The organism is Cronobacter condimenti 1330 (genome assembly GCF_001277255.1).
Lineage (GTDB): Bacteria > Pseudomonadota > Gammaproteobacteria > Enterobacterales > Enterobacteriaceae > Cronobacter > Cronobacter condimenti.
In genome coordinates, this window is sequence record NZ_CP012264.1 from 4,228,694 (window position 1) to 4,253,166 (window position 24,473).

The following is a 24,473-nucleotide window of genomic DNA, read 5'->3' on the forward strand; positions in this document are numbered from 1 at the left end:
GCCTCACAACCACTTAAGGAGGAATGACGATGAACCGTTTTCAAACGCTGGCTGCCGCCACCCTTTTCGCACTGCCTGGGCTGGCGCTCGCCGCGCCGGCGAATGTACTGAGCGTCCATGTACTTAACGAGCAGACGGGCAAACCCGCGCCGGGCGTGGTGGTGAAGCTTGAGAAAAAACAGGGCAGTGCGTGGCAGCCGCTGAACCAGGCAACGACGGATAAAGATGGCCGTATTAAAGCGCTGTGGCCGGACGCGCCAGCGGCGGTGGGCGACTACCGCGTGATTTTTGAAACCGGTGACTATTTCGCCGCTCACAAGCAATCCAGCTTCTTCCCGGAAGTGCCGGTCGTGTTTCACATCGATAACACCGACGAGCACTACCATGTACCGCTGCTGCTGAGCCAGTACGGTTATTCCACCTACCGCGGCAGCTGAAACCCCGGCGGCGGGCAACACAGAATATTGCCGAGAAAAACGAGCAGCGGCGAGGATTCCCTCTCGCCGTAGTAATCCACATCGGGCAGCGCGTACAGAAAGCTGATTTCGCTGACGCCGCGCTCGCACAACAGTTCCGCCGCCGCACGGGTTAAAAAAGCACACTGCGGATCCAGCGCCGGGTTATGCGGGTAGATAGACCCCATTTCGCCCGGCGCAGCCCCGTACCAGAGCGCGATGGCGTCTTCGGCGCTGCCTGGCGCAAACCCAAAATCCTGTAAAAAGTGACGCCCGCAATCGGGCGCAGGTAGCGCCTCGCGCAGCGCCTGCGCGTTGCTGGCTGTGGAATACCAGACCGCAAAATGCATTGTCGCCATTCTCTTCTCCGCGTCGTGTTGCCTCAGAGTTTACCCAGCACCCTGAACCAACCGTAATCCAGCGGCAACAGCACCAGAAACGTGACTATCGCCAGCGCCAGACAGAGCTTCATCCCCGCGCGCGCCGGCACGTTGCCGAGCGCCATCGCCACCACAATCGGTGAGGCCTGATACGGCAAGAGCGGCGTGGAATACCCCAGCACCTGGATCATAATGGTTGAGATCAGCGGAAACCCGGTGCTGCGTGAAAAGCTTTCCGCAAGCGTGGTATAGAGCGCCGGTACGCCGTTGGCGGTCATAATAAAGTTCAGGGCGGTAGTAATACCGGTGAGCGCAGCAAAGCTCGTAAAAGGGCGCGCCGGATCGAGCGGCATGACTTGCATTAGCGCCTCGCCCACCGCACCGCCAATACCGGTATGGGTAACGGTGGTAGCCAGCCCCAGAATACCCGCCACATAAATACAGGTGCGCATATTAACGCCGCTTGCGAACTCATCTCCGGTGATGAACCCGACGCGCGGCAGTAAGGTGATGACCGCTGCCGCAAGCCCTGTCCACGCAGGCCCGATGCCGTGCCAGCTCTCTGTCACCCACAGCACCAGCACGACCAGCAGCAGCCAGCCGAGGCGCTTTTCCTGGCGGCTCATCGGGGCCGTCGGGGGCAGCTCGCGCGGCCGTTGGGATTGGCCCGGGAACAGCCAGCAGATAAGCGCTATGAGCACCGCGCCCTTAAGCAATCCCAAAACCGGCGTATGTAACAGCAGATACGGCAGGTAATTTAAATGAATGCCGAAAGAGCCTTCCGCCGCCCCGCTCATCACCAGATTCGGCACGTTGGCGGGCAGAATGGTGGCGGAAAGCTGGAACGTGCCAAAACCCACCGCCAGCGCCAGGCCGTACCAGCCGCGGGTGTTTTCTTCTATCCCTGCGCGTTTGGCCATCGCCGCCACAACGGGCATCAGCAGCGCGATACGCCCCATATTGGACGGCATGACGAACGCCAGCGCGTAGCTGAGCAGCACGACGCTTGCGACCATCTGCCACCACGCGCCGGTTAACCGTGCCGACAGCGCCCGACCCGCACGGTCTGCCAGCCCGGTTTTACGAATCGCCACGCCCAGCACGAACCCGCTGAACACCAGCCAGAAGGCCGATGACGCGAAGCCGCCGAATAACACTTCCGGCGGCGCGATTTTGGCTATCATCGCCACGGCGAAAAAAAGCAGCGCAGTGATAAATTCCGGCAGCAACGACGTCGCCCAGAGCACGATGGTCAGCAGAATAATAAGGGAAGGTAAGAAAAGCGGATGCGCAAGCCACACGGACATACCTGTCTCCTGATGAAATTTTCAGCAAGTCTACGGCGCACCTGGCGTTTAGTAAATGTTATGGGGTGCCGTCGTGAAGGATCGCGCAGTCGTGATCCTGAAGCTCTTCGCTGTGCGCCACGTTCAGTTGCAGCAGATTGCGGCGGGTCGCGAGCAGAACAAATGCGCCATCTTTAAGCTGGGCCAGCGCCAGTGAATAGCGGCCCATATGGTCTCGCGCCTCCGGCACCTCCTGCGCGAGCATCAGAAACGGCGAGCGACGCGACAGCTCTTCGCCCGTCATGCGCCGCGCCAGATAGTCATGACCGCGCAAGCCGCCCGGAAACGGCTGCCAGCGGCTGCCGATAGCGCTCATCGCTGCATCCAGTTGCGTGCGAACATCCGGACGCAGGCAGGAGATGTGAATGTGTAAATGGTTTTGCGTGCGGCCAAGCGTCGAGTTGATGGTGAGAGACACGGCGCTGTCTGGCACCGCCGAACCGCGTTTTTCACTCATCCAGCGGCGCGCCTGCCAGCCTTGCCAGAAGAAATTGGGGGTTTTGTCGGCCAGCAGCAACGGGCTTTCAATACCGTTGATTTTCCAGAGCGGCATCAGCAGGTATTGCAGCGGACCGTTGATGTCTTTTAGCACGGCGTAACCCACCGCAAGGTTGACCTGAGCGCAGGGCGCGGGGTTTTTACGGGCGCGCTCGCCGGGCAGACACTGCTGCGTCACAAGGCGTCTTAGGACATTAGGGTCGTCGGGTGTGAAATAACGCCACGCCACCAGCGCAGCCAGCGCCAGCACTGCGATAAGCGCAACGATGACGAACAGCGTTCGCTTCATGCTTCGCCCTTTTTATCGTATGAACGCAAAGCGTAGCGTAAAACAGGCCGTCACGGGGAGATATTGCGTGGTAAAGGTGGGCCACATCCTTGTGGCCAGGGTATTTAACGCTGGCTTATCTGATCAAACGTGCCGCCGTTGGCAAAGTGCGTCTGCTGCGCTTTGGTCCAGCCACCGAACTCGTCGTCAATGGTGAAGAGTTTCAGTGTCGGGAAGGTCGTCTGGTATTTCGCCGCAACCTGCGCATCGCGCGGGCGATAGAAGTTTTTCGCCGCAATCTCCTGGCCTTCCGGCGAGTAGAGATACTTCAGGTAGGCGTCAGCGACAGCCTGCGTGCCTTTCTCCTGCGCGACTTTATCGACAACAGACACCGTTGGCTCCGCGAGAATGGATTCGCTCGGCGTCACGATTTCGAATTTGTCTTTGCCAAGCTCGTTAGCTGCCAGCAGCGCTTCGTTTTCCCAGGCGATCAGCACATCGCCGATACCGCGTTCAACAAAGGTGTTGGTCGCGCCGCGTGCGCCGGAATCGAGCACTTCCACGTTTTTATAGAGCGCCTTGACGAATTCCTGCGCTTTCTCCTGATCGCCATTGTTGTGATGCAGCGCGTAACCCCACGCCGCCAGATAGTTCCAGCGCGCGCCGCCGGAGCTTTTCGGGTTCGGAGTAATAACCGACACGCCCGGTTTTACCAGGTCATTCCAGTCTTTAATTTGCTTTGGGTTGCCCTTGCGAACCAGGAACACGATGGTGGAAGTATAAGGTGCAGAGTTGTCCGGCAGGCGTTTGATCCAGTTTTTGTCGATGCGGCCACGCTCGGCTATCGCGTCAACATCGTAGGCCAGCGCCAGCGTTACGACATCCGCTTTAATGCCATTAATGACGGAAGTCGCCTGTTTACCAGAGCCACCATGAGACTGACGAATAACGACATTGTCGCCGGTTTCTTTTTTCCAGTGGGCGCTAAAAGCTTTGTTGTATTGCTCATAGAATTCGCGTGTTGGATCGTAAGACACGTTCAGTAGCTGAACGTCCTTTGCCAGTACACTTGCTGAAGCTAACAGTAACGTAATGCCCACGCCCCACTTTTTCATCGCATGCTCTCTCAAAAAGGTCTGATATGAATTCTGATAAAAGCAGCGTGCCAGAAAGCGTGGCAGGGATTAAAGAATAAAAAAAAATTGGCTATAACTGTGGGGAATATAGAGAACCAAAGAAACGCCCGGTCGCGTTTGCAGACCGGGCGCAGAAGGAGAGGCTTAGTAGAGCTTTTTCGCGCAGTCCAGCCAGTCGCCTTTGAACGGACGCTTCAGGTTTTCAATAGCGTCAATGATGTCGTGATGCACCATTTTTTCATTCTGAATGCCGACACAACGACCGCCGTAGCCCTGCAGCAGCAGTTCAATAGCGTAAGCGCCCATACGGGAGGCGAGAATACGGTCATAAGGCACCGGCGAACCGCCGCGCTGGATGTGACCGAGCACAGTCGCGCGGGTTTCGCGCTTGGTTTCGGTTTCGATGTATTTCGCCAGCTCGTCGATGTCGCAGATGTGTTCGGTGATCGCAACGATAGCGTGTTTTTTACCTTTCGCGATGCCAGCTTTGATTTCCGACACCAGATCTTCGCGGTTGAATTCAACTTCCGGCAGAACGATAAATTCGCAACCGCCCGCAATGGCTGCAGCCAGCGTCAGATCGCCGCAGTAACGGCCCATGACTTCAACGATAGAAATACGCTGGTGTGAGGAGGAGGTATCGCGCAGACGGTCAATTGCCTCGACCACGGTATGCAGCGCAGTAAAGTAACCGATCGTGTAATCGGTGCCCGCCACGTCGTTATCGATAGTGCCCGGCAGACCGATGCATGGGAAGCCCATTTCGGTCAGGCGTTTGGCACCCATGTAAGAGCCGTCGCCGCCGATGACCACCAGCGCGTCGAGGCCGCGTTTTTTCATGTTCTCGATAGCCACGGCGCGGACATGTTCTTCACGGAATTCCGGGAAGCGCGCGGAACCGAGGAAGGTGCCGCCACGGTTGATCATGTCGGAAACGCTGTAACGGTCGAGCTGGATCATGCGGTCTTCGTACAGGCCAAGATAGCCGTCGTAAACACCGAACACTTCCAGACCTTCCGTCAACGCCGCGCGGACCACGCCACGGATGGCGGCGTTCATGCCAGGCGCATCACCGCCACTCGTCAACACACCGATTTTCTTAATCATGACTACCTCTGAACGTAGAATGCAAAAGGAATACTTTCGCCGGAAACCGCCTGCGCCACTGCGTCAGGTGATCGACTATTGCTGCAAATAGTATATCAACAGCTTCCTGCTGAATTGATTCAGGTCAGCCCGCATGGGGGTGATATGTACAAAAAATGCCTGCCCGGATCATGCCTTAACAACGAATGCCTAACGCTCAAATTGCCCCTGCTGAAACTGCGGGACGACTGAGCATGGATCCTGATGAATGATGACGTCCGACCCCGGGAAGCGGGACAAGATCGCCTGCTCCACCTGTTCAGCGATAATATGCGCCTGAACGAGCGGTAAATTGTCTTCCATTTCGAGATGAAGCTGGATAAAGCGGGTCGGCCCTGACTGCCGCGTGCGAAGGTCGTGCGCGCCCCGAACGCCCGGCCAGGCGGCAAGAATATCGACTATCGCCTGACGCTCTTCATCGGGCAGGGCCCGGTCAAGCAACGCCTGTACCGCTTCATAGCCCATCCGTAACGCACTGTATAAAATCCAGACGCCAATCCCGAGCGCGAATAGCGCGTCGGCGCGATGCAGGCCATACCAGGCGAGGGCCAGCGCCACCAGAATAGCGCTGTTCATCATAACATCAGACTGATAATGAAGCATATCTGCCCGCACGGCCTGGCTGCGGGTTTTACGCACCACCCAGCGCTGAAACGTGACCAGCATCAATGTGGTTACCAGCGCCGCCATCGTCACGATAATCCCGACCAGCGGCGCGCGCATCGGCTCTGGCTCAACCAGATGCTGAATGCCGGTAAGAAAAAGAAACAGCGCTGAGCCGGAAATAAACATGCTTTGCGCGAGTGCCGCCAGCGACTCGGCCTTCCCGTGACCAAAGGTATGTTCTTTATCGGCAGGTTGAAGCGAATAACGTACTACCAATAAATTGGTGAGGGACGCGGCGATATCCACCAGCGAGTCGACGAGGGCGGCAAGAATGCTGACTGACCCGGTATACCACCAGGCGAATATCTTAATGATCAGCAAAAGTGTCGCAACCAGCGTCGCGGCGAGGGCCGCCCGGTTCACCAGACGGGCATAGTCATGATTCATAACGACTCCTGCAAAGACATGTTGCCAGTATAACCAACCGTCAGCAGGATTTTGATGAAATTCGCATGGCGTATGCAGGCCTGAAAAGCCGTGGCGCGGTGAAAAAGCCAAAAAAAACCCCCTCATCATGAGGGGGAAGACAGGGATGGTGTCTATGGCAAGGAAAACAGGGTTGTTACTGGTTACTACGGGTACTGCTACTAAAGAGCGGCAGCGCAGACTGGCGCTGCATTTGCGCAACCTCACGAAATTGTTCCATGCGTTGCTGATGTTTCTCGTTTAAAACCGCTTGCTGCTCGGGCGTTAACAGGCGATACATTTGATTTCGCACTTTCGCCATTTCAACCTGGCGGGCCACTTGCTCCTGGGCCATTTTTTCTGCCTGAGCGCGCACTGCGTTTTCGTCAAAATTTTCTGCGGTGACCAGCCTGTGCATGGTCTCCATTTCACTAACATTAACAGGAGGCTGCTCATGCCGCGCTCGCTGCATCAAATCGCGCATTTGCTGGCGCTGATGCTCTGTTAAGTTGATGCCGTCAAACATATGGCTTTGCACACCGCTGCGTTGCGTCAGCATTTCCGCCGGATGCCAGCTTTCGTCCGTGGGGACCTGTGCCGCCTGGCTGGTTAACGCACCGACAGCCAGCGTTGAGGCCATGACGGCGGCGGTAACTTTGCGCATCACTGACTCCTGGAAACTTATGTGCTGCGGTTCAACGAAATCCAGTCTACGATTCGGGCTGCAAACATGCGTCAGGGGGTGTAAAACAACGTAAAGTCATGGATTAGCGCGCCTTGATGACGTAATTTCTGCCTCGGAGGTACTGAAAATGAATAAAATCCTGTTAGTTGATGATGACCGCGAGCTGACTTCCCTGTTAAAGGAATTGCTCGACATGGAAGGGTTTAATGTCCTCGTTGCCCATGATGGCGAACAGGCGCTTGACCTCCTGGACGACAGCATCGACCTGCTTTTGCTCGACGTGATGATGCCAAAGAAGAACGGCATCGATACTTTGAAAGAGCTTCGCCAGACACACCAGACACCCGTTATTATGTTGACCGCGCGCGGCAGCGAACTGGATCGCGTACTCGGCCTTGAGCTGGGCGCGGACGATTATCTGCCGAAACCCTTTAACGACCGCGAACTGGTCGCCCGTATTCGCGCGATTCTTCGTCGCTCGCACTGGAGCGAACAGCAGCAGAACAGCGACAGCGGCTCTCCTACGCTTGAAGTGGACGCACTGAGCCTCAATCCCGGCCGCCAGGAAGCAAGCTTTGACGGTCAGACCCTGGAGCTAACCGGCACCGAATTCACCCTGCTTTATTTGCTGGCGCAACATCTGGGTCAGGTGGTGTCGCGCGAGCACTTAAGCCAGGAAGTTCTCGGCAAACGACTCACGCCGTTCGATCGCGCGATCGATATGCATATTTCCAACCTGCGTCGTAAATTACCGGAGCGCAAAGACGGTCATCCGTGGTTTAAAACCCTACGCGGACGCGGCTATCTGATGGTTTCCGCTTCATGATAGGCAGCCTTACCGCCCGCATCTTCGCCATTTTCTGGCTCACGCTGGCGCTGGTGTTAATGCTGGTACTGATGCTGCCCAAGCTCGACAGCCGTCAAATGACGGAACTCCTGGAGAGCGAGCAGCGTCAGGGCATTATGATCGAACAGCATGTCGAGGCTGAGCTGGCAAGCGACCCGCCCAATGATTTGATGTGGTGGCGACGGCTGTTTCGCGCCATTGATAAATGGGCACCACCTGGACAGCGGCTGGTGATTGTCACGAGCGAAGGTCGCGTCATCGGCGCGGAACGCAACGAGATGCAGATCATCCGCAATTTTATCGGCCAGTCCGATAACTCTGATCATCCGCAAAAGAAAAAATATGGTCGCGTGGAGCTGGTGGGGCCGTTTTCCGTGCGTGACGGTGAAGATAATTACCAGCTTTACCTGATCCGCCCGGCAAGCAATTCACAGTCAGATTTTATTAACCTTCTTTTTGACCGCCCCTTATTACTGCTGATCGTGACGATGCTGGTGAGTTCGCCGCTGCTGCTGTGGCTCGCATGGAGCCTGGCGCGACCAGCGCGTAAGCTGAAAAACGCCGCCGATGAAGTGGCACAGGGCAACCTGCGCCAGCACCCGGAACTGGAAGCCGGACCGCAGGAATTTATCGCCGCAGGCGCGAGTTTTAACCAGATGGTAACGGCGCTGGAGCGCATGATGACGACGCAGCAACGGCTGTTGTCTGACATCTCTCATGAACTGCGCACGCCGCTGACACGTCTGCAGCTCGGCACCGCCCTGTTACGTCGCCGCAGCGGTGAAAGCAAAGAGCTGGAGCGCATCGAAACCGAAGCTCACCGTCTCGACAGCATGATTAACGACCTTCTGGTGATGTCACGCAATCAGCAGAAAAACGCGCTGGTGAGCGAAACCATGAAGGCGAATCAGCTCTGGGGCGAGGTGCTTGATAACGCCGCGTTCGAAGCCGAACAGATGGGTAAATCTTTTGAAGTGGCTTATCCGCCGGGCCCGTGGCTGCTTTACGGCAACCCGAATGCGCTGGAAAGCGCGCTTGAGAATATAGTGCGTAACGCGCTGCGCTACTCTCACAGCAAAATTTCCGTAAGTTTCGCGGTGGATAAAGAAGGGATCACGATTAATGTCGATGATGACGGTCCAGGCGTCAGCCAGACCGACCGTGAGCAGATCTTCCGGCCGTTCTATCGCACTGACGAGGCGCGCGACCGCGAATCCGGCGGGACCGGGCTTGGTCTCGCTATCGTAGAAACCGCCGTACAACAGCATCGCGGCTGGGTAAAGGCTGACGATAGCCCGCTTGGCGGCCTGCGTCTGACTATCTGGCTGCCGCTTTATCATCGCTCCTGAATCAGTCCTCCCCGCGTGGGAGGACGTCATTTTTCTTACCCTCGCCTGACACATGCAGTTTTTACCCCCTGGCAATTCTGCTATTCTGCGCGCCTCTGCAAAAGGGGAGCCGTATGCTGAATATCGTCCTGTTTGAACCTGAAATCCCGCCCAACACCGGTAATATCATTCGCCTGTGCGCCAATACCGGCTTTCGGTTGCATATTATTGAGCCGATGGGTTTTACCTGGGATGATAAGCGCCTGCGCCGCGCCGGGCTGGATTACCACGAATTCACCGCCGTGATGCGCTACCACGACTATGCTGCGTTCCTGGAGGCGGTGAGCCCGCAGCGCTTATTCGCGCTAACAACGAAGGGGACCCCCGCGCACAGCGCAGTCAGCTATCAGGATGGCGATTATTTAATGTTCGGCCCCGAAACACGCGGGCTGCCGGCATCCATTCTGGATGCGCTGCCACCAGAGCAGAAAATCCGCATCCCCATGATGCCGGACAGCCGCAGCATGAATCTGTCCAACGCGGTCTCCGTCGTGGTGTATGAAGCCTGGCGACAGCTTGGCTACCCTGGTGCCGTGCTGCGCAGTTAAGCGGCAAGCGTCAAAAACAACAAAGCCGCGCACTGCGCGGCTTTTTAATGCGAAGCGGTCAGGCTCAGATACCATCGCCGTATTCAAACCCGTGGTTAATGCCGTTGAAATGCTGATCCATATCCATTGAGGGTTTATCACTCTCCGGCTTGCCGACGATACGCGCCGGTACACCTGCCGCTGTCGTATGAGGCGGTACAGGTTGAAGCACCACGGAGCCTGCGCCGATTTTCGCACCGCGCCCGACTTCAATATTGCCGAGGATTTTCGCACCCGCGCCAATCAATACGCCCTCACGGATTTTCGGGTGGCGATCGCCGCTGGTTTTACCGGTACCGCCAAGCGTGACCGATTGCAGAATCGAGACGTCGTCTTCCACCACCGCCGTTTCACCGATCACAATGCCGGTCGCATGATCGAGCATGATCCCGCGCCCAATGGTTGCCGCCGGATGAATATCAACCTGAAAAGAAACAGATACCTGATTTTGCAGAAAAATTGCCAGCGCCTGGCGTCCCTGCTGCCATAGCCAGTGCCCGATACGGTGGGCCTGTAGCGCATGAAAGCCTTTAAGGTAAAGCAGTGGCGTCGAGTATTTATCCACCGCCGGGTCGCGCGTGCGCACAGCCTGAATGTCGCAGGCGGCAGAAGCGATCATTTCCGGGTCGGCTTTATACGCCTCTTCGACGACTTCACGAATGGCGATAGCAGGCATGATAGGAGATGCCAGTTTGTTGGCCAGCATATAGCTCAATGCGCTGCCCAGGTTCTCGTGCTTAAGCAATGTCGCATGGTAAAAACTGGCCAGCATCGGCTCACAATCAGCGAGCTGACGGGCTTCGGCTTTAATATTCTTCCACACCAGATCCAGTTCTTCACACGGCATTGCTTTCTCCAGACTAACAAATAGCGGCCGACAAAACGGTTTGTCGGCACGCATTACTCATTATGGTCGCGCTTCCTTACTGGCTGCTTCGCTCATCCTTGCGGGTACGACCCAGCAGCGTTAATGCTGCCTCGCGAGCATTTTTTCCGCAATAGAGTACCTGATAAATTTCCTCGGTTATTGGCATTTCTACGCCAACACGTGCTGCCAGCTCGCGCACCTCTTTGGTGTTGCGATAGCCTTCCACCACCTGACCGATTTTCTCCTGCGCGCTCTGCACGTCCATGTCCTGACCAAGCATCATGCCAAAACGGCGATTACGCGACTGGTTATCGGTACAGGTCAGTACCAGATCGCCAAGACCCGCCATCCCCATGAAGGTCGTTGGATCTGCGCCAAGCGCCGCACCAAGACGAGACATTTCTGCAAGGCCGCGCGTAATGAGCGCAGTACGGGCATTCGCGCCGAAACCGATGCCGTCAGACATCCCCGCACCGATGGCAATGACGTTTTTCACGGCACCACCGAGCTGGACGCCGATAAAATCGGGGTTGCTGTAGACGCGAAAACTTTTGCCACAGTGCAACAGTTGCTGGAGATCGTTGGCAAACGCCTCGTCCGTTGCCGCAAGCGAAATCGCCGTCGGCAAACCGGCGGCCAGTTCTTTGGCGAACGTCGGGCCAGAGATAACCGCAAGCGGTATTTCGTCGCCTAACGCTTCACGCGCCACATCCTGCAGTAATCTGCCGGTTTCTGCCTCCAGGCCTTTGGTCGCCCAGACAACGCGCGCATCAGCGCGCATCAGCGGCTTAATCTGACGCAATACCTGACCAAACACATGGCTTGGCACCACAACCAAAATGTTGCGGCTGGCGGCAAGCGCAGCAGCTAAATCACTTTCAAGATGAAGCGTTTCAGGGAAAGGAACATCGGGTAGAAAAGCCGCATTGCAGCGGTCGGCCTGCAACGTCGCGATATGCGCGGGATCATGCCCCCACAGTACGACGTGATGGCCGTTTCTCGCCAGAGTGATGGCAAGAGCGGTGCCGTAAGAGCCGGCACCGATGACTGTCATTGACGCATTAATGGTGTTCATCAGGCATCCTGATGGTTTGGCGCACCTTCAGCGGTCTGCTGTTGCAGATAGTTCATGAACAGCGCGTCAAAGTTAACCGGCGCAAGGTTCAACTGCGGGAAAGTGCCGCGGGAAACCAGGTTGGTAATGCATTCGCGAGCATACGGGAACAGGCTGTTCGGGCAGTAAGCGCCGAGGCAGTGCGCCATCTGGGTGCCTTCAATACCGGAAATATTGAAAATGCCTGCCTGCTGCACTTCGCAAAGGAAAGCGGTCTCTTCGCCCAGCGACGCAGTAACCGTCACGCGCAATACCACTTCATAGACATCGTCAGCAAGCTGGCTGGAAGCCGTATCCAGGTCCAGCTTCACTTCTGGCTGCCAATCTTTCTGAAACACATGCGGCGCATTCGGTGCTTCGAAAGAAATATCTTTGGTGTAAATGCGCAGAAGCTGAAAATTCATTTCAGTGTTGTTTTGTTCTGACATGAGCGAAAACCCTTTTTATTAAATGTCCTTAAAAATGCCTTCACGGCTAAGCGCACTAGCGCAGCAGAGGATCGAGTCCGCCGCGCGCATCCAGTGCATGCAGGTCGTCGCAGCCGCCAATGTGCTGACCGTCAATAAAGATCTGCGGCACCGTGGTGCGGCCACTACGCTGAATCATCTCTTCCCGTTTGGCGGCATCGCCATCAATGGGCAGTTCGAGGAAAGCGGCGCCTTTGCTGTTCAGCAGGGCCTTCGCACGATGGCAATACGGGCAGGTTGCTTTGGTATACATTTCGATATTAGCCATGTCGTTACCTCTTTATGAAAATTATTTACCACGTACCAGCGGCAGGTTCTCACCACTCCAGCCGGCGACGCCTTCTTTAAGCACATACACCTGCTCAAAACCGGCTTTATCCAGCAGCGTTGCTGATTCCTGCGCGGACAGGCCATTGCCGTCAACAACAATAACTGGCTTCGCCTTATGCTTGTCCAGCTCGCCGACGTTGTTGGCTTTAATGTCAGCAGGCAGCACGTTGATAGCGCTGGCGATATGCCCTTTACGGAAGTCGTCACGCTGGCGAATATCCACAACTACGGCATCTTCTTTGTTGATAAGACGCGTTGCTTCACCACGGGTAATGACCTTCACTTTGGAGGTCAGGCCCTTGAAAGTGGTGTAAATCACCGCCGCGAGTAACGCAATCCACGCGATACTAAGTATGGGGTGGCGGCCAACGAATTGCATAATTTCTTGCATGGGGGGGTCAAACTCCCGACTCAGTAAAAAAACCAGGTGAGGAGTATACCTGCGCGTTGTGTCAATTACAGCCAGTACAAGGAAGGTTGTGCATTTTCTGCGGCACGTTACGAAAAAAAGGATGAAATGCGCCGTTGCGCTTACACCACCCGGCCTGTTCTTTGATCTTCTGCGGCTATTTGCGCTCAAGCGGTGTAGTAAAGTTACGCCAATTTTCTGTCTTTGACGCATGAGGTTCTGCAATGTCGCTTACTAAAAAACCTGTGGTATTAGTGATTCTGGATGGCTACGGCTATCGTGAAGACCGCCAGGATAACGCTATTTTCGCCGCCAAAACGCCTGTGATGGATAACCTGTGGGCCCAACGGCCCCACACATTGATTGATGCTTCCGGACTGGAAGTCGGCCTGCCCGACCGCCAGATGGGCAATTCCGAAGTGGGCCACGTAAACCTGGGCGCAGGTCGTATCGTGTATCAGGATCTCACCCGTCTGGATGTAGAAATCAAAGAACGCACTTTCTTCGCAAACCCTGTACTGAGCGCTGCGGTAGATAAAGCCGTGGCTGGCGGGAAAGCGGTACATATCATGGGTCTGGTGTCGCCGGGCGGCGTACACAGCCATGAAGATCACATTCTCGCTATGGTCGAGCTGGCAGCCGCCCGCGGCGCGGAGAAAATTTACCTGCATGCTTTCCTGGACGGTCGCGATACACCGCCGCGTAGCGCCAAAGCGTCGTTAGAAAAATTCGCCGCAAAATTCGCCGAACTGGGCAAAGGTCGGGTGGCATCCATTATTGGGCGTTATTTCGCCATGGACCGCGATAATCGCTGGGATCGTGTCGAGCAGGCCTACGATTTATTAACGCTGGCGAAAGGCGAATATGAGGCCGCGAGCGCAGTAGCAGGTCTTGAAGCCGCCTATGCGCGCAATGAGAATGACGAGTTTGTTAAAGCCACCGTTATTCGTGCTGATGGTGAAGCGCCAGCGGCCATGGAAGATGGCGACGCGCTAATTTTCATGAACTTCCGCGCTGACCGCGCTCGTCAAATTACGCGCGCTTTCGTAAACCGTGATTTTGACGGTTTTAACCGTAAAAAAATCGTGAACTTCGCCGATTTCGTGATGCTCACTGAATATGCTGCTGATATCCGTACGGCCTGCGCGTATCCGCCAGCCTCGCTGGTGAATACGTTTGGTGAATGGATGGCGAAACATGACAAAACCCAGTTGCGCATCTCCGAAACCGAAAAATACGCGCATGTGACTTTCTTCTTTAACGGTGGCGTGGAAGAGCCGTTCCCCGGTGAAGACCGCATTCTGATTAACTCACCGAAAGTCGCGACCTATGATCTCCAGCCGGAAATGAGTTCCGCCGAGCTGACCGAGAAACTCGTCGGCGCTATCAACAGTGGTAAATATGACGCCATTATCTGTAACTACCCGAATGGCGATATGGTCGGCCATACCGGCGTCTTTGACGCGGCTGTTGCGGCCGTGGAAGCGCTGGATCACTGCCTCGCGCAGGTAACCCGTGCGGTGGAAGCCGCAGGCGGCCAGATGCTCATTACCGCAGACCATGGCAACGCCGAGCAAATGCGCGATCCGGCGACCGGTCAGGCGCATACCGCGCACACTAACCTGCCCGTACCGCTGATTTACGTCGGCGATAAAAAGGTTAAAGCAGTGAATGGCGGTAAGCTCTCTGACATCGCCCCAACCCTGCTGACGCTGATGGGGATGGAAATCCCGCAAGAGATGACTGGCAAGCCGCTGTTCATCGTGGAATAATCCCTCCCCATGAGGGGAAAGGCGATTTTTTCAATAACATGGGGCAACAGGCCGTTTCGGTTCTCACTCAAGCCCCTGCTCTACGCCAGCGCGCTCAGCGCTGGCGTATTGTTATGCCCGCTTTCCGCCCACGCGGATGACCGCGACCAGCTCAAATCCATTCAGGATGATATTGCCGCTAAAGAGCGCGCTGTGCGCCAGCAACAGCAGCAGCGCGCAAAATTGCTCGCCCAGTTAAAAACGCAGGAACAGGCGATCGCCGCCGCCAGCCGCAAGCTGCGCGAAACCCAGAATACGCTTGCGGATCTCAATCGCCAGATAGCCCAGATGAACGACTCCATCGCGAAGCTTGAGAAACAGAAAGCCGCCCAGGAACGTAATCTGGCAGCCCAACTGGATGCCGCTTTTCGTCAGGGACAGCACAGCGGGCTACAGTTGATTCTGAGTGGCGAAGAGAGCCAGCGCGGTCAGCGCTTACAGGCTTATTTCGGTTACCTCAACGAAGCGCGTCAGGAAACTATTGCTCAACTCAAGCAAACGCGCGAAGAAGTCGCTACCCAAAAAGCTGAGCTTGAAGAGAAGCAGACCCAGCAGCAAACCCTGCTTTATGAGCAGCAGGCGCAGCAGGTCAAACTGGAACAGGCCCGCAACGAACGGAAAAAGACCCTCGGCTCGCTTGAGTCCTCCATCCAGGAGGGTCAGCAACAGTTAAGTGAACTGCGCGCTAATGAATCACGCCTGCGCGATCGCATCGCCCGCGCGGAAGCCGCCGCAAAAGCCCGCGCCGAACGCGAGGCGCGTGAAGCCGAGCAAGTACGTTCCCGCCAGAAAGAGGCCTCGCGCAAAGGCACAACTTATAAACCTTCAGAAAGTGAGCGCTCACTAATGGCGCGCACCGGCGGTCTGGGGTCGCCAAACGGTCAGGCGTTCTGGCCAGTTCGTGGCCCGCTGCTGCATCGTTATGGCGAACAGCTACAAGGTGAACTACGTTGGAAGGGCATCGTTATCGGTGCCAGCGAAGGCACTGAAGTGAAAGCCATTGCCGATGGGCGTGTAATCCTTGCCGACTGGCTGCAGGGTTACGGCCTGGTGGTTGTGGTTGAACATGGTAAGGGTGATATGAGCCTTTACGGTTACAACCAGAGTGCGCTGGTGAATGTCGGTGCGCAGGTCCGTGCCGGTCAGGCCATTGCGCTGGTAGGTAATAGCGGCGGACAAGGCCGACCTTCACTGTATTTTGAAATTCGCCGCCAGGGTCAGGCGGTCAATCCACAACCGTGGTTGGGAAGATAAGTTTTGCTTTGTTTGCGTCGTCTTGTTTTTGCTCTCGCCGGTTCGCTGGCACTCGCCGCTCCCGCCTTCGCCGGCAAACTTGCTATCGTCATTGATGATTTCGGCTACCGCCCCCAGACGGAAAACCAGGTGCTGGCAATGCCTGCTGAAGTGTCTGTCGCCGTTCTGCCTAACGCGCCACATGCTCATGAAATGGCGACGAAAGCCCATAACCTGGGGCATGAAGTGCTTATTCATTTGCCCATGGCCCCGCTCAGTAAACAGCCGCTTGAGAAAGATACGCTGCGCCCGGACATGAGCAGCGAGGAAATCGCACGTATTATTCGCGAAGCCGTTAACAACGTTCCATACGCTATTGGTATGAATAACCATATGGGCAGCGCCATGACATCAAGCCTTCCCGGCATGCAAAAAGTTATGGCCGCGCTCGCGCATTACAATCTCTATTTTCTCGACAGCATGACTATCGGCAATAGCCAGGCGATGCGCGCAGCGGCCGGTACCGGTGTGAAAGTGATTAAGCGTAAGGTTTTCCTGGACGACACGCAGAACGAGGCGGATATTCGCGTTCAGTTCAACCGTGCGGTCGCACTGGCGCGCCGCAACGGCTCAGCAATCGCGATTGGTCACCCGCATCCGACAACTGTACGCGTGCTTAAGCAGGCGCTCTATAATCTGCCGCCGGATATCACGCTGGTGCGCGCCAGCGACCTTCTGAACGAACCGCAGACCGATACTTCTACCCCGAATAACGCGCCGTCTCAGATAAAACCTGCTGCGCCGCGCAATCCGTTCCGTGGCGTGAAGCTGTGTAAACCGAAGCAGCAGCCGGAGCCGGTCTATGCCGACCGCTTCTTTGCCGTTATCAGCGAAAGTGTCAGCGCGAGCCCGGTCGTCAGCTATTTCCGCCATCAATGGCAGGGATGGAGTAAACGTTCATAATGAAAAAACCAGCCGCCAGGCTGGTTTTTTTATTTAGCGTGAGAGCGTTGCGTTCGATGTTTTTTTAACGGCAACGTTTTTTTCTCACCGTGCGCATACCAGGCTTTAAAATATTTGAGGAAGCTGTAAAACGTGGCATAAAGCCCCGTCACCAGACCTACCCGTCCCTTCCGCCAGGCACCGCTAAACAGATACCATTTGAAAAATGCACCGATCGCGCTGATGACGCCTCGTAGCAGCGAAGGTCGCACAGTTTTATATTTCACGAGCCTTGTGGTGTAACTGTTTAACTTGCTGAAAACCTCATGCAGCGAGAAAAACGTATCATGGCGAACATAACCGGGAATTTTCACCGTTGTCAGTTCACCTTCCACTTTGTCATCCACAGGTCGATCGTTAAATCGTGCGGCGCGGCGGTTAAAAAGCCGGACAGGAAAATCAGGTGACGAAACAGGATAAATGGTGCGTACCGGCTCGCCGAGCACATGCCAGTAGCGAGAAATGCGCCAGGCCTGATTAGGATTCGGCGTTTCGCCCGCCTTAAGCGTCAGAATAAAATCTACGGTTTCGGAATCGAGAATTTCATCACTGTCCATACACAGCACCCAGTCATTCGACGCGAGGCTTATTGCATGGTTCATCTGCTGCCCGTGCATGGAATACGGGCGGAAATGCGGCGTAATGCCATATTCCTGACAAATTGCCAGCGTCTCGTCGTGGCTGCCCGAATCCAGCACGATCATTTCATCAGCGATAATAATTAATGGCGGTAAAACTTCGCGCAGCAGACGCGCGGAGTTGCAGGTCAGAACGCAAACGGTAAGTTTAAGCATAATGAGTCACAACATTAAACCAAGCCTAAACAAGCAATATAGTCAAGGCTAACAAAAACGCTGAAGAAAAAGTGCGCAAATGTGGCGAAAGTCTATAGACCTCCATGTACGGATTCAGGCAAAGAGGGTAACAACCTGAAGCGGCGGCGGGGTTCGTGGAAGGCGACGGGGAATGACGGTGCCTACAATGCAACGGCAAAATTGCTTAGTAACTAAGCAACAACAGGGCTAATGAAAGCGATAAGATGGTCGTGGCGCAGGTATTGATGAATTACCCAAAATAATAAAAAAAGCGATTGTATAAGATGTAATACCAATCGCCTTTCTCATTATTTTTACGTGAAGAGCCTTCAGGTGGGAATGCTCCTCACCGTTACCGCTCTACTGAATAGTGTGCCATTCATACACGGTCCCCGTCGTATCCATAATGGAGACAGGCTTATCGTACTGCCCCAGCCAGGAGGATACCGACCTGACCGCCTCACCATCACGGTGAATACCTAACCACAATTCAGCCAGCGTATTCACATCATCCGTTGACCAGAGCCGATCGTAATTGCCTGTTAACTTATCCTTAGCCGCAACTTGTTGCGCATACCAGATGAACATCGGTATCTGGAGCGCCTCTCGTGGGGGTTTTGCACCACCGTGTGAATAAACCACGGCACGTGAGGAGTCGCGCACCAGCGCATGATCGGAAAAATAAAGCATGGAAGAGCGGCTGCCGTCGAGCGCGTGAAAGATCTGATTCATTACCGTATCGGTAAAGCGCACGGAATTATCATAGCAATCGTCAGCGCTGTTACCGCTACGAAGCAGCGCTTGATCTGCCGGAAAGCGCCCACAGGCTGGCTCGTGGCTACCATAAAGATGTAAGACGATAAGCTTCTTGCCGGGCTTTTTTAAAGCCTCATGCAGTAATGGTAGCAGCGCATCGTCATAGCCATCCGGCACCCACACGCTCTGGTGCGCGTTAAGCGCGATAGCGGTAATGATATTGTTATGTGCGCCCCCTTTCCCCTGGTGACTGAACCAGGCGGTGTCATAACCCGCCTTGTTCGCGATATTAATCACGTTATCGCCATATTTACGGGGGTCACGTGCGGTGACCGTATCTGCTGTCAGGGCCATCGGCACCGCCATGATGGTAACCGGTGCAGGCGCTACCGCATTGCGAAACAGCAGTAGTTCATTTTTACGGGCATTCAGCGCTGGCGTGGTATCGCGGCTATAACCGTAAATGCCCATATTTTTCGCCCGTGCCGATTCGCCCACAATCAACACATAGTTATCAATTCCCGTATCTGCCACGGCGATTTTATAATCAGGGATCGTATTGCCAACGCTTGCGATAACCGCGTTATCCTGCGCAGCCTGCATAAATACTTTAGCGGTACTGACCGGTGTTGATTGCATAAAACGCTGTGTCAGGCTTTCTACATTACTTTTACGTATCTGATGCAGCCAGGCCTGGGTAAATAACCCCACCAGCGTGAGTACGAGCAGGATAAGAGGCCAGCGCCTGAATCGCGGCGGTATCGGCCATGCGCCGGTATTTACTGTAAAAACAAACAAGACGGAAAGCGCCAAAAATAAAAGGCCATCGCGCCAGTAAAGGCCCAGCATCGACCTTGCTTCATCCGGCGTGGTATTCAGGACACTTAAGGCAAATCCATAACTGAATGCTGAATTAAAATTGTTCCATGCGTAAAGCTGTAAAGTAACATCCGCTGCGACTGGCACTAAAAAAAGCACTGCCAGCAGGTTCCTGAACCCTTTGTTTGCAATGAGTTTGATCACAAAGAGGAATAAAGAAAAAATAATTACCCGATTTATTACCGTACTATATTTATCATTCAAAAGATTAGCGTAAATAATGATTAACAGTGAAATAACCAACGGTAAAGTGCTCGAAATACGAAAGCCGTATTTCGTAGACTTTTGTTCCAGCAAAATAGACATGACAACCCAGACAGTGTTTTAAATCTTTCCTGACGACACCCTTATCACCAGACAAAACATTCTTTCACTCCCTTTAATAAAAGGGAGCCAATTATCGGCACGATACTGGGCGTAAAAAAGAGGCGGAATTAAAATTTGGGCAGACGTTAGCAAGTCGGTTTTATAAAGTCAAACCACCTGAAGAAGTAGCGACGCCCGTGTGAACAGGCGCCGCTATCCGCTGTTAATCCCAGCTCAGAATCACTTTGCCGGACTGGCCAGAACGCATCGCGTCAAAGCCTTTCTGGAAGTCATCAATGGTGAAGCGGTGGGTAATAATGGGCGACAGGTCGAGACCAGACTGGATAAGCGCCGCCATCTTGTACCAGGTTTCAAACATCTCACGGCCATAAATGCCTTTGATGAAAAGCCCTTTAAAAATGACTTTGTTCCAGTCGATAGACATATCCGACGGCGGAATACCGAGCATCGCGATACGACCGCCGTGGTTCATGGTATCGAGCATGGTGCGAAACGCCGGCGGCGCGCCAGACATTTCCAGCCCCACGTCGAAACCTTCAGTCATGCCCAGTTCGTTCATCACGTCCTGCAGACTTTCGGTCGCAACGTTGACCGCGCGGGTGACGCCCATTTTGCGCGCGAGCTCAAGACGGAACTCGTTGACGTCCGTGATAACCACGTTACGCGCGCCAACGTGTTTTGCTACTGCCGCCGCCATGATGCCAATCGGACCTGCGCCGGACACCAGCACATCTTCGCCAACCAAATCAAACGACAGCGCCGTATGTACCGCATTGCCGAACGGGTCAAAAATCGAGGCCAGATCGTCTGAAATGTTATCCGGGATTTTGAAGGCGTTAAACGCCGGGATCACCAGATATTCCGCAAAACAGCCCGGACGGTTGACGCCGACGCCCACGGTGTTGCGACACAGGTGCGTGCGCCCGCCGCGACAGTTACGGCAGTGGCCGCACGTGATATGGCCTTCACCACTTACGCGATCGCCAATTTTAAACCCTTTAACTTCCTGACCGATGCCAACCACTTCGCCGACATACTCATGTCCGACTACCATCGGCACAGGGATAGTTTTTTGCGACCAGTCGTCCCAGTTATAGATATGCACGTCAGTACCGCAAATCGCGGTTTTACGAATTTTAATCAGCAGATCGTTATGGCCGACTTCCGGTTCCGGCACGTCGGTCATCCAGATGCCTTCTGCCGGTTTCAGTTTTGATAATGCTTTCATTCCACGCCCTCAGGCAATCACGCCTAACTGTTTACCGATGCGGGTAAATGCATCGACTGCACGTTCAATTTGTTCAGGGGTATGCGCCGCCGACATCTGGGTGCGAATACGCGCCTGGCCTTTTGGCACCACCGGGTAGAAGAAACCGGTGACGTAAATGCCCTCTTTTTGCAGTTCGCGCGCAAAGTTCTGCGCCACCACCGCTTCACCCAGCATGACCGGGATAATGGCGTGATCGGCGCCTGCCAGCGTAAAGCCCGCCGCCGTCATTTTCTCGCGGAACAGGCGCGCGTTGGACCACAGGCGCTCGCGCAGTTCCGCGCCGGATTCCAGCATCTCCAGCACTTTGATGGACGCAGAGACAATGGCGGGCGCCAGCGAGTTGGAGAACAGGTACGGACGCGAGCGCTGACGCAGCCATTCCACGACTTCTTTGCGCGCCGCGGTATAACCGCCGGACGCGCCGCCGAGCGCTTTACCGAGTGTCCCGGTGATAATGTCGACGCGGCCCATGACATCGCAGTATTCATGCGTGCCACGCCCGTTTTCACCCACAAAGCCCACCGCGTGGGAGTCGTCCACCATGACCAGCGCGTCATATTTATCCGCCAGATCGCACACGCCTTTCAGGTTGGCTATCACGCCGTCCATCGAGAACACGCCGTCGGTCGCGATAAGAATATGGCGCGCCCCGGCTTCACGCGCTTCTTTCAGGCGCGTCTCCAGTTCCGTCATATCGTTATTGGCGTAACGGAAGCGTTTTGCTTTACACAGACGCACGCCATCGATGATAGAAGCGTGGTTGAGCGCGTCGGAGATAATCGCATCTTCAGCGCCGAGCAGCGTCTCAAACAGGCCGCCGTTGGCGTCGAAGCAGGAAGAGTAAAGAATGGCGTCTTCCATACCGAGGAATGCCGCCAGTTTGTTTTCAAGCTGCTTGTGGCTGTCCTGGGTGCCGCAGATAAAACGCACTGAAGCCATACCGAAGCCGTGTGTATCCATGCCCTCCTTCGCCGCCGCGATAAGCGCCGGGTGGTTCGCCAGCCCCAGATAGTTGTTGGCGCAGAAGTTGATCACGTGGCTACCGTCTGCCACCTGGATATCCGCCTGCTGGGCGGAGGTGATGATCCGTTCTTCCTTAAACAAGCCTTCTGCGCGCGCGGTATCTAAATCGGCGGAAAGCTGTTGGTAAAAATCCCCTCGCATTGCAATTCTCCAGACATGAGCCAGTTCGGCACATATTATTACCCAAAGCTATGGATTGAGACGAGATGACGAAGCATCGATTGTGTGTTTTGCAGCATAAATCACGCGAGACGGGCAAACTTGCCGCGGCTGAGATGGGCAATGGCTGTAGGTCAACCAATGTGATGGTATGATTAACACTATTCACGCCGGAGATTTTTCCCGGCTCACATTCTGAAGGACAGGCTTATGATTATCGTTACCGGCGGCGCGGGTTTTATCGGCAGCAACATTGTTAAGGCTCTGAACGACATCGGCTATACCGATATCCTGGTGGTGGATAACCTCAAGGACGGCACCAAGTTCGTTAACCTGGTGGATCTGAACATCGCTGATTACATGGATAAAGAAGATTTCCAGGTACAGATCATGTCCGGCGAAGAGTTCGGTGAGATTGAGGCGGTGTTCCATGAGGGCGCCTGCTCTTCCACCACCGAGTGGGACGGCAAGTACATGATGGAAAACAACTATCAGTACTCCAAAGAGCTGCTGCACTATTGTCTTGAGCGTGAAATCCCGTTCCTGTACGCCTCTTCTGCCGCCACCTATGGCGGGCGCACTTCTGACTTCATTGAATCCCGTGAATATGAGAAGCCGCTGAACGTCTACGGTTACTCTAAGTTCCTGTTCGACGAATATGTCCGCCAGATCCTGCCGGAAGCAAATTCGCAAATCACCGGCTTTCGCTATTTCAACGTCTACGGGCCGCGTGAAGGTCACAAAGGCAGCATGGCGAGCGTCGCGTTCCACCTCAACACCCAGTTGAACAACGGCGAAAGCCCGAAACTGTTCGAAGGCAGCGATAATTTCAAACGCGATTTTATCTACGTGGGCGATGTGGCCGCAGTGAACCTGTGGTTCTGGCAGAACGGCGTCTCCGGTATTTTCAACTGCGGCACCGGTCGTGCGGAGTCGTTCCAGGCGGTAGCGGATGCGGCGCTGGCCTTCCATAAAAAAGGCAGCCTTGAATACATTCCGTTCCCGGAAAAACTCAAAGGCCGTTATCAGGCGTTCACGCAGGCGGATCTCACTAATCTGCGCGCGGCGGGCTACGACAAGCCGTTTAAAACCGTTGCCGAAGGCGTGACGGAATATATGGCCTGGCTGAACCGCGACGCGTAACCGCAGCGATCCTATGAAAATCCTGATTATCGGCCCGTCATGGGTGGGCGACATGATGATGTCGCAAAGTCTCTATCGCACGCTCCGGGCCCGTTATCCGCAGGCAGTCATCGACGTGATGGCGCCTGCGTGGTGCCGTCCGTTGTTGTCCCGCATGCCGGAAGTGAACGAGGCGATTGCCATGCCGCTCGGCCACGGCGCGCTGGGGCTTGGCGAACGTCGCCGCCTCGGGCATCGCCTGCGCGAGCGCCGCTACGATCGCGCCTATGTGCTGCCTAACTCCTTTAAATCCGCGCTGGTGCCGTTTTTCGCCAATATTCCACACCGCACCGGCTGGCGCGGCGAAATGCGCTACGGTTTGCTGAATGATATTCGTGTGCTGGATAAACAAGCCTGGCCGCTGATGGTCGAGCGCTATGTCGCGCTGGCGTACGATAACGGCGTGATGCAGTCGGCGAAAGATTTGCCGCAGCCGTTGCTCTGGCCGCAGTTGCTGGTGACCGATGCTGAAAAAAGTCACACCTGTGCCCAGTTCGCACTCTCTGCTGAGCGTCCGATAATCGGCTTCTGCCCTGGCGCCGAGTTTGGCCCCGCCAAACGCTGGCCGCATTATCATTACGCGGAGCTGGCGAAGCAGCTGATCGACGAAGGCTATCAGGTGGCGCTGTTTGGCTCGGCGAAAGATCACGAAGCGGGCAATGAGATTCTGGCGTCGCTGAATGTAGAACAACAGGCGTGGTGCCGTAATCTCGCGGGTGAAACCCAGCTCGAACAGGCAGTGGTATTGCTTGCCGCCTGTAAAGCCGTCGTCACAAATGATTCCGGCCTGATGCACGTGGCCGCCGCACTTGACCGCCCACTGGTGGCGCTTTACGGCCCAAGCAGCCCGGATTTCACACCGCCGCTGTCGCATAAGGCGAAAGTGATTCGTCTTATCACCGGCTATCATAAAGTGCGTAAAGGCGACGCCGCTGAAGGTTATCACCAGAGCCTTATCGACATTACGCCCGCGCGCGTGCTGGAAACGCTCAACGAACTACTGCTGAACGAGGACGCGTAA

General features: G+C 55.2%; 25 protein-coding genes. 9 read left to right on the plus strand and 16 right to left on the minus strand.

What is annotated here, in order from left to right:
- Positions 1–29 precede the first annotated feature (29 nt).
- On the plus strand, positions 30–437 hold the full coding sequence (gene uraH, locus AFK62_RS19400; protein WP_007680761.1) for a hydroxyisourate hydrolase: 408 nt from the start codon (positions 30–32) through the stop codon (positions 435–437).
- On the opposite strand, the gene AFK62_RS19405 is transcribed toward uraH, so the two are convergent.
- From AFK62_RS19405 to cpxP, 7 genes are all read right to left on the minus strand, one after another.
- Positions 422–814, minus strand: coding sequence for a hypothetical protein (locus AFK62_RS19405; protein ID WP_007680763.1), 393 nt, complete (start codon positions 812–814; stop codon positions 422–424). The genes uraH and AFK62_RS19405 overlap by 16 nt on opposite strands.
- Before the next feature lie 23 nt (positions 815–837).
- Entirely contained in the window at positions 838–2,142 is a 1,305-nt protein-coding gene (locus tag AFK62_RS19410) for an SLC13 family permease (RefSeq protein ID WP_007680765.1), read from the minus strand.
- Positions 2,143–2,200: 58 nt separating this feature from the next.
- Positions 2,201–2,968: a CDP-diacylglycerol diphosphatase gene (locus AFK62_RS19415; RefSeq protein ID WP_007680767.1), complete on the minus strand. Its 768-nt coding sequence runs from the start codon at positions 2,966–2,968 to the stop codon at positions 2,201–2,203.
- 104 nt (positions 2,969–3,072) lie between these two features.
- Entirely contained in the window at positions 3,073–4,062 is a 990-nt protein-coding gene (locus AFK62_RS19420) for a sulfate ABC transporter substrate-binding protein (protein WP_032984896.1), read from the minus strand.
- A gap of 165 nt (positions 4,063–4,227) precedes the next feature.
- Complete coding sequence (gene pfkA / locus AFK62_RS19425; protein WP_007680769.1) at positions 4,228–5,190, minus strand: 6-phosphofructokinase; 963 nt, start codon at positions 5,188–5,190, stop codon at positions 4,228–4,230.
- A 189-nt stretch (positions 5,191–5,379) separates the two neighbouring features.
- A complete protein-coding gene (gene fieF / locus AFK62_RS19430) occupies positions 5,380–6,282 on the minus strand; it encodes a CDF family cation-efflux transporter FieF (RefSeq protein ID WP_007680770.1) in 903 nt (300 codons plus the stop codon).
- 175 nt (positions 6,283–6,457) lie between these two features.
- Entirely contained in the window at positions 6,458–6,964 is a 507-nt protein-coding gene (gene cpxP, locus AFK62_RS19435) for a cell-envelope stress modulator CpxP (RefSeq protein ID WP_007680771.1), read from the minus strand.
- A gap of 148 nt (positions 6,965–7,112) precedes the next feature.
- On the opposite strand from cpxP, the gene cpxR reads away from it, so the two are divergent.
- From cpxR to trmL, 3 genes are all read left to right on the plus strand, one after another.
- The gene (gene cpxR / locus AFK62_RS19440; RefSeq protein ID WP_007680774.1) at positions 7,113–7,811 is read left to right on the plus strand and encodes an envelope stress response regulator transcription factor CpxR; all 699 of its coding nucleotides are present in this window, start codon (positions 7,113–7,115) and stop codon (positions 7,809–7,811) included.
- Entirely contained in the window at positions 7,808–9,181 is a 1,374-nt protein-coding gene (gene cpxA / locus AFK62_RS19445) for an envelope stress sensor histidine kinase CpxA (RefSeq protein ID WP_053532090.1), read from the plus strand. Before cpxR ends, cpxA begins: the two co-directional genes overlap by 4 nt.
- 113 nt (positions 9,182–9,294) lie before the next feature.
- Positions 9,295–9,768, plus strand: coding sequence for a tRNA (uridine(34)/cytosine(34)/5-carboxymethylaminomethyluridine(34)-2'-O)-methyltransferase TrmL (gene trmL / locus AFK62_RS19450; protein WP_007680779.1), 474 nt, complete (start codon positions 9,295–9,297; stop codon positions 9,766–9,768).
- Between the two features lie 64 nt (positions 9,769–9,832).
- Here the strand turns inward: trmL and cysE are convergent, their stop codons facing one another.
- The 5 genes from cysE to AFK62_RS19475 all read right to left on the minus strand — a co-directional run bounded on the left by cysE (position 9,833) and on the right by AFK62_RS19475 (position 12,977).
- Positions 9,833–10,654, minus strand: a complete 822-nt coding sequence (gene cysE / locus AFK62_RS19455; protein ID WP_007680782.1) for a serine O-acetyltransferase — start codon at positions 10,652–10,654, stop codon at positions 9,833–9,835.
- 76 nt (positions 10,655–10,730) lie between these two features.
- A complete protein-coding gene (gene gpsA / locus AFK62_RS19460; protein ID WP_007680784.1) occupies positions 10,731–11,750 on the minus strand; it encodes an NAD(P)H-dependent glycerol-3-phosphate dehydrogenase in 1,020 nt (339 codons plus the stop codon).
- A complete protein-coding gene (gene secB / locus AFK62_RS19465) occupies positions 11,750–12,217 on the minus strand; it encodes a protein-export chaperone SecB (protein ID WP_007680787.1) in 468 nt (155 codons plus the stop codon). The genes gpsA and secB overlap by 1 nt, the downstream gene beginning before the upstream one ends.
- 55 nt (positions 12,218–12,272) lie before the next feature.
- The gene (gene grxC, locus AFK62_RS19470) at positions 12,273–12,524 is read right to left on the minus strand and encodes a glutaredoxin 3 (RefSeq protein WP_007680789.1); all 252 of its coding nucleotides are present in this window, start codon (positions 12,522–12,524) and stop codon (positions 12,273–12,275) included.
- Between the two features lie 21 nt (positions 12,525–12,545).
- Entirely contained in the window at positions 12,546–12,977 is a 432-nt protein-coding gene (locus AFK62_RS19475) for a rhodanese-like domain-containing protein (protein WP_007680792.1), read from the minus strand.
- A 242-nt stretch (positions 12,978–13,219) separates the two neighbouring features.
- On the opposite strand from AFK62_RS19475, the gene gpmM reads away from it, so the two are divergent.
- From gpmM to AFK62_RS19490, 3 genes are read left to right on the plus strand one after another with little or no spacing between them, the layout of a single operon-like run.
- Positions 13,220–14,767, plus strand: a complete 1,548-nt coding sequence (gpmM, locus tag AFK62_RS19480) for a 2,3-bisphosphoglycerate-independent phosphoglycerate mutase (RefSeq protein ID WP_007680795.1) — start codon at positions 13,220–13,222, stop codon at positions 14,765–14,767.
- Between the two features lie 9 nt (positions 14,768–14,776).
- Entirely contained in the window at positions 14,777–16,060 is a 1,284-nt protein-coding gene (gene envC, locus AFK62_RS19485) for a murein hydrolase activator EnvC (RefSeq protein WP_053532091.1), read from the plus strand.
- A 3-nt stretch (positions 16,061–16,063) separates the two neighbouring features.
- A complete protein-coding gene (locus AFK62_RS19490; RefSeq protein WP_007680829.1) occupies positions 16,064–17,002 on the plus strand; it encodes a divergent polysaccharide deacetylase family protein in 939 nt (312 codons plus the stop codon).
- Between the two features lie 29 nt (positions 17,003–17,031).
- On the opposite strand, the gene AFK62_RS19495 is transcribed toward AFK62_RS19490, so the two are convergent.
- From AFK62_RS19495 to kbl, 4 genes are all read right to left on the minus strand, one after another.
- A complete protein-coding gene (locus AFK62_RS19495; RefSeq protein ID WP_007680831.1) occupies positions 17,032–17,835 on the minus strand; it encodes a glycosyltransferase family 2 protein in 804 nt (267 codons plus the stop codon).
- 381 nt (positions 17,836–18,216) lie between these two features.
- Positions 18,217–19,797: a phosphoethanolamine transferase gene (locus AFK62_RS19500; protein ID WP_053532092.1), complete on the minus strand. Its 1,581-nt coding sequence runs from the start codon at positions 19,795–19,797 to the stop codon at positions 18,217–18,219.
- 223 nt (positions 19,798–20,020) lie between these two features.
- Complete coding sequence (tdh, locus tag AFK62_RS19505) at positions 20,021–21,046, minus strand: L-threonine 3-dehydrogenase (protein ID WP_007680835.1); 1,026 nt, start codon at positions 21,044–21,046, stop codon at positions 20,021–20,023.
- A 9-nt stretch (positions 21,047–21,055) separates the two neighbouring features.
- A complete protein-coding gene (gene kbl, locus AFK62_RS19510) occupies positions 21,056–22,252 on the minus strand; it encodes a glycine C-acetyltransferase (RefSeq protein WP_053532093.1) in 1,197 nt (398 codons plus the stop codon).
- A gap of 228 nt (positions 22,253–22,480) precedes the next feature.
- Between kbl and rfaD the strand changes: the two genes are divergently transcribed.
- On the plus strand, positions 22,481–23,413 hold the full coding sequence (gene rfaD / locus AFK62_RS19515; protein ID WP_007680846.1) for an ADP-glyceromanno-heptose 6-epimerase: 933 nt from the start codon (positions 22,481–22,483) through the stop codon (positions 23,411–23,413).
- A gap of 13 nt (positions 23,414–23,426) precedes the next feature.
- Positions 23,427–24,473: an ADP-heptose--LPS heptosyltransferase RfaF gene (gene rfaF / locus AFK62_RS19520; protein ID WP_007680847.1), complete on the plus strand. Its 1,047-nt coding sequence runs from the start codon at positions 23,427–23,429 to the stop codon at positions 24,471–24,473.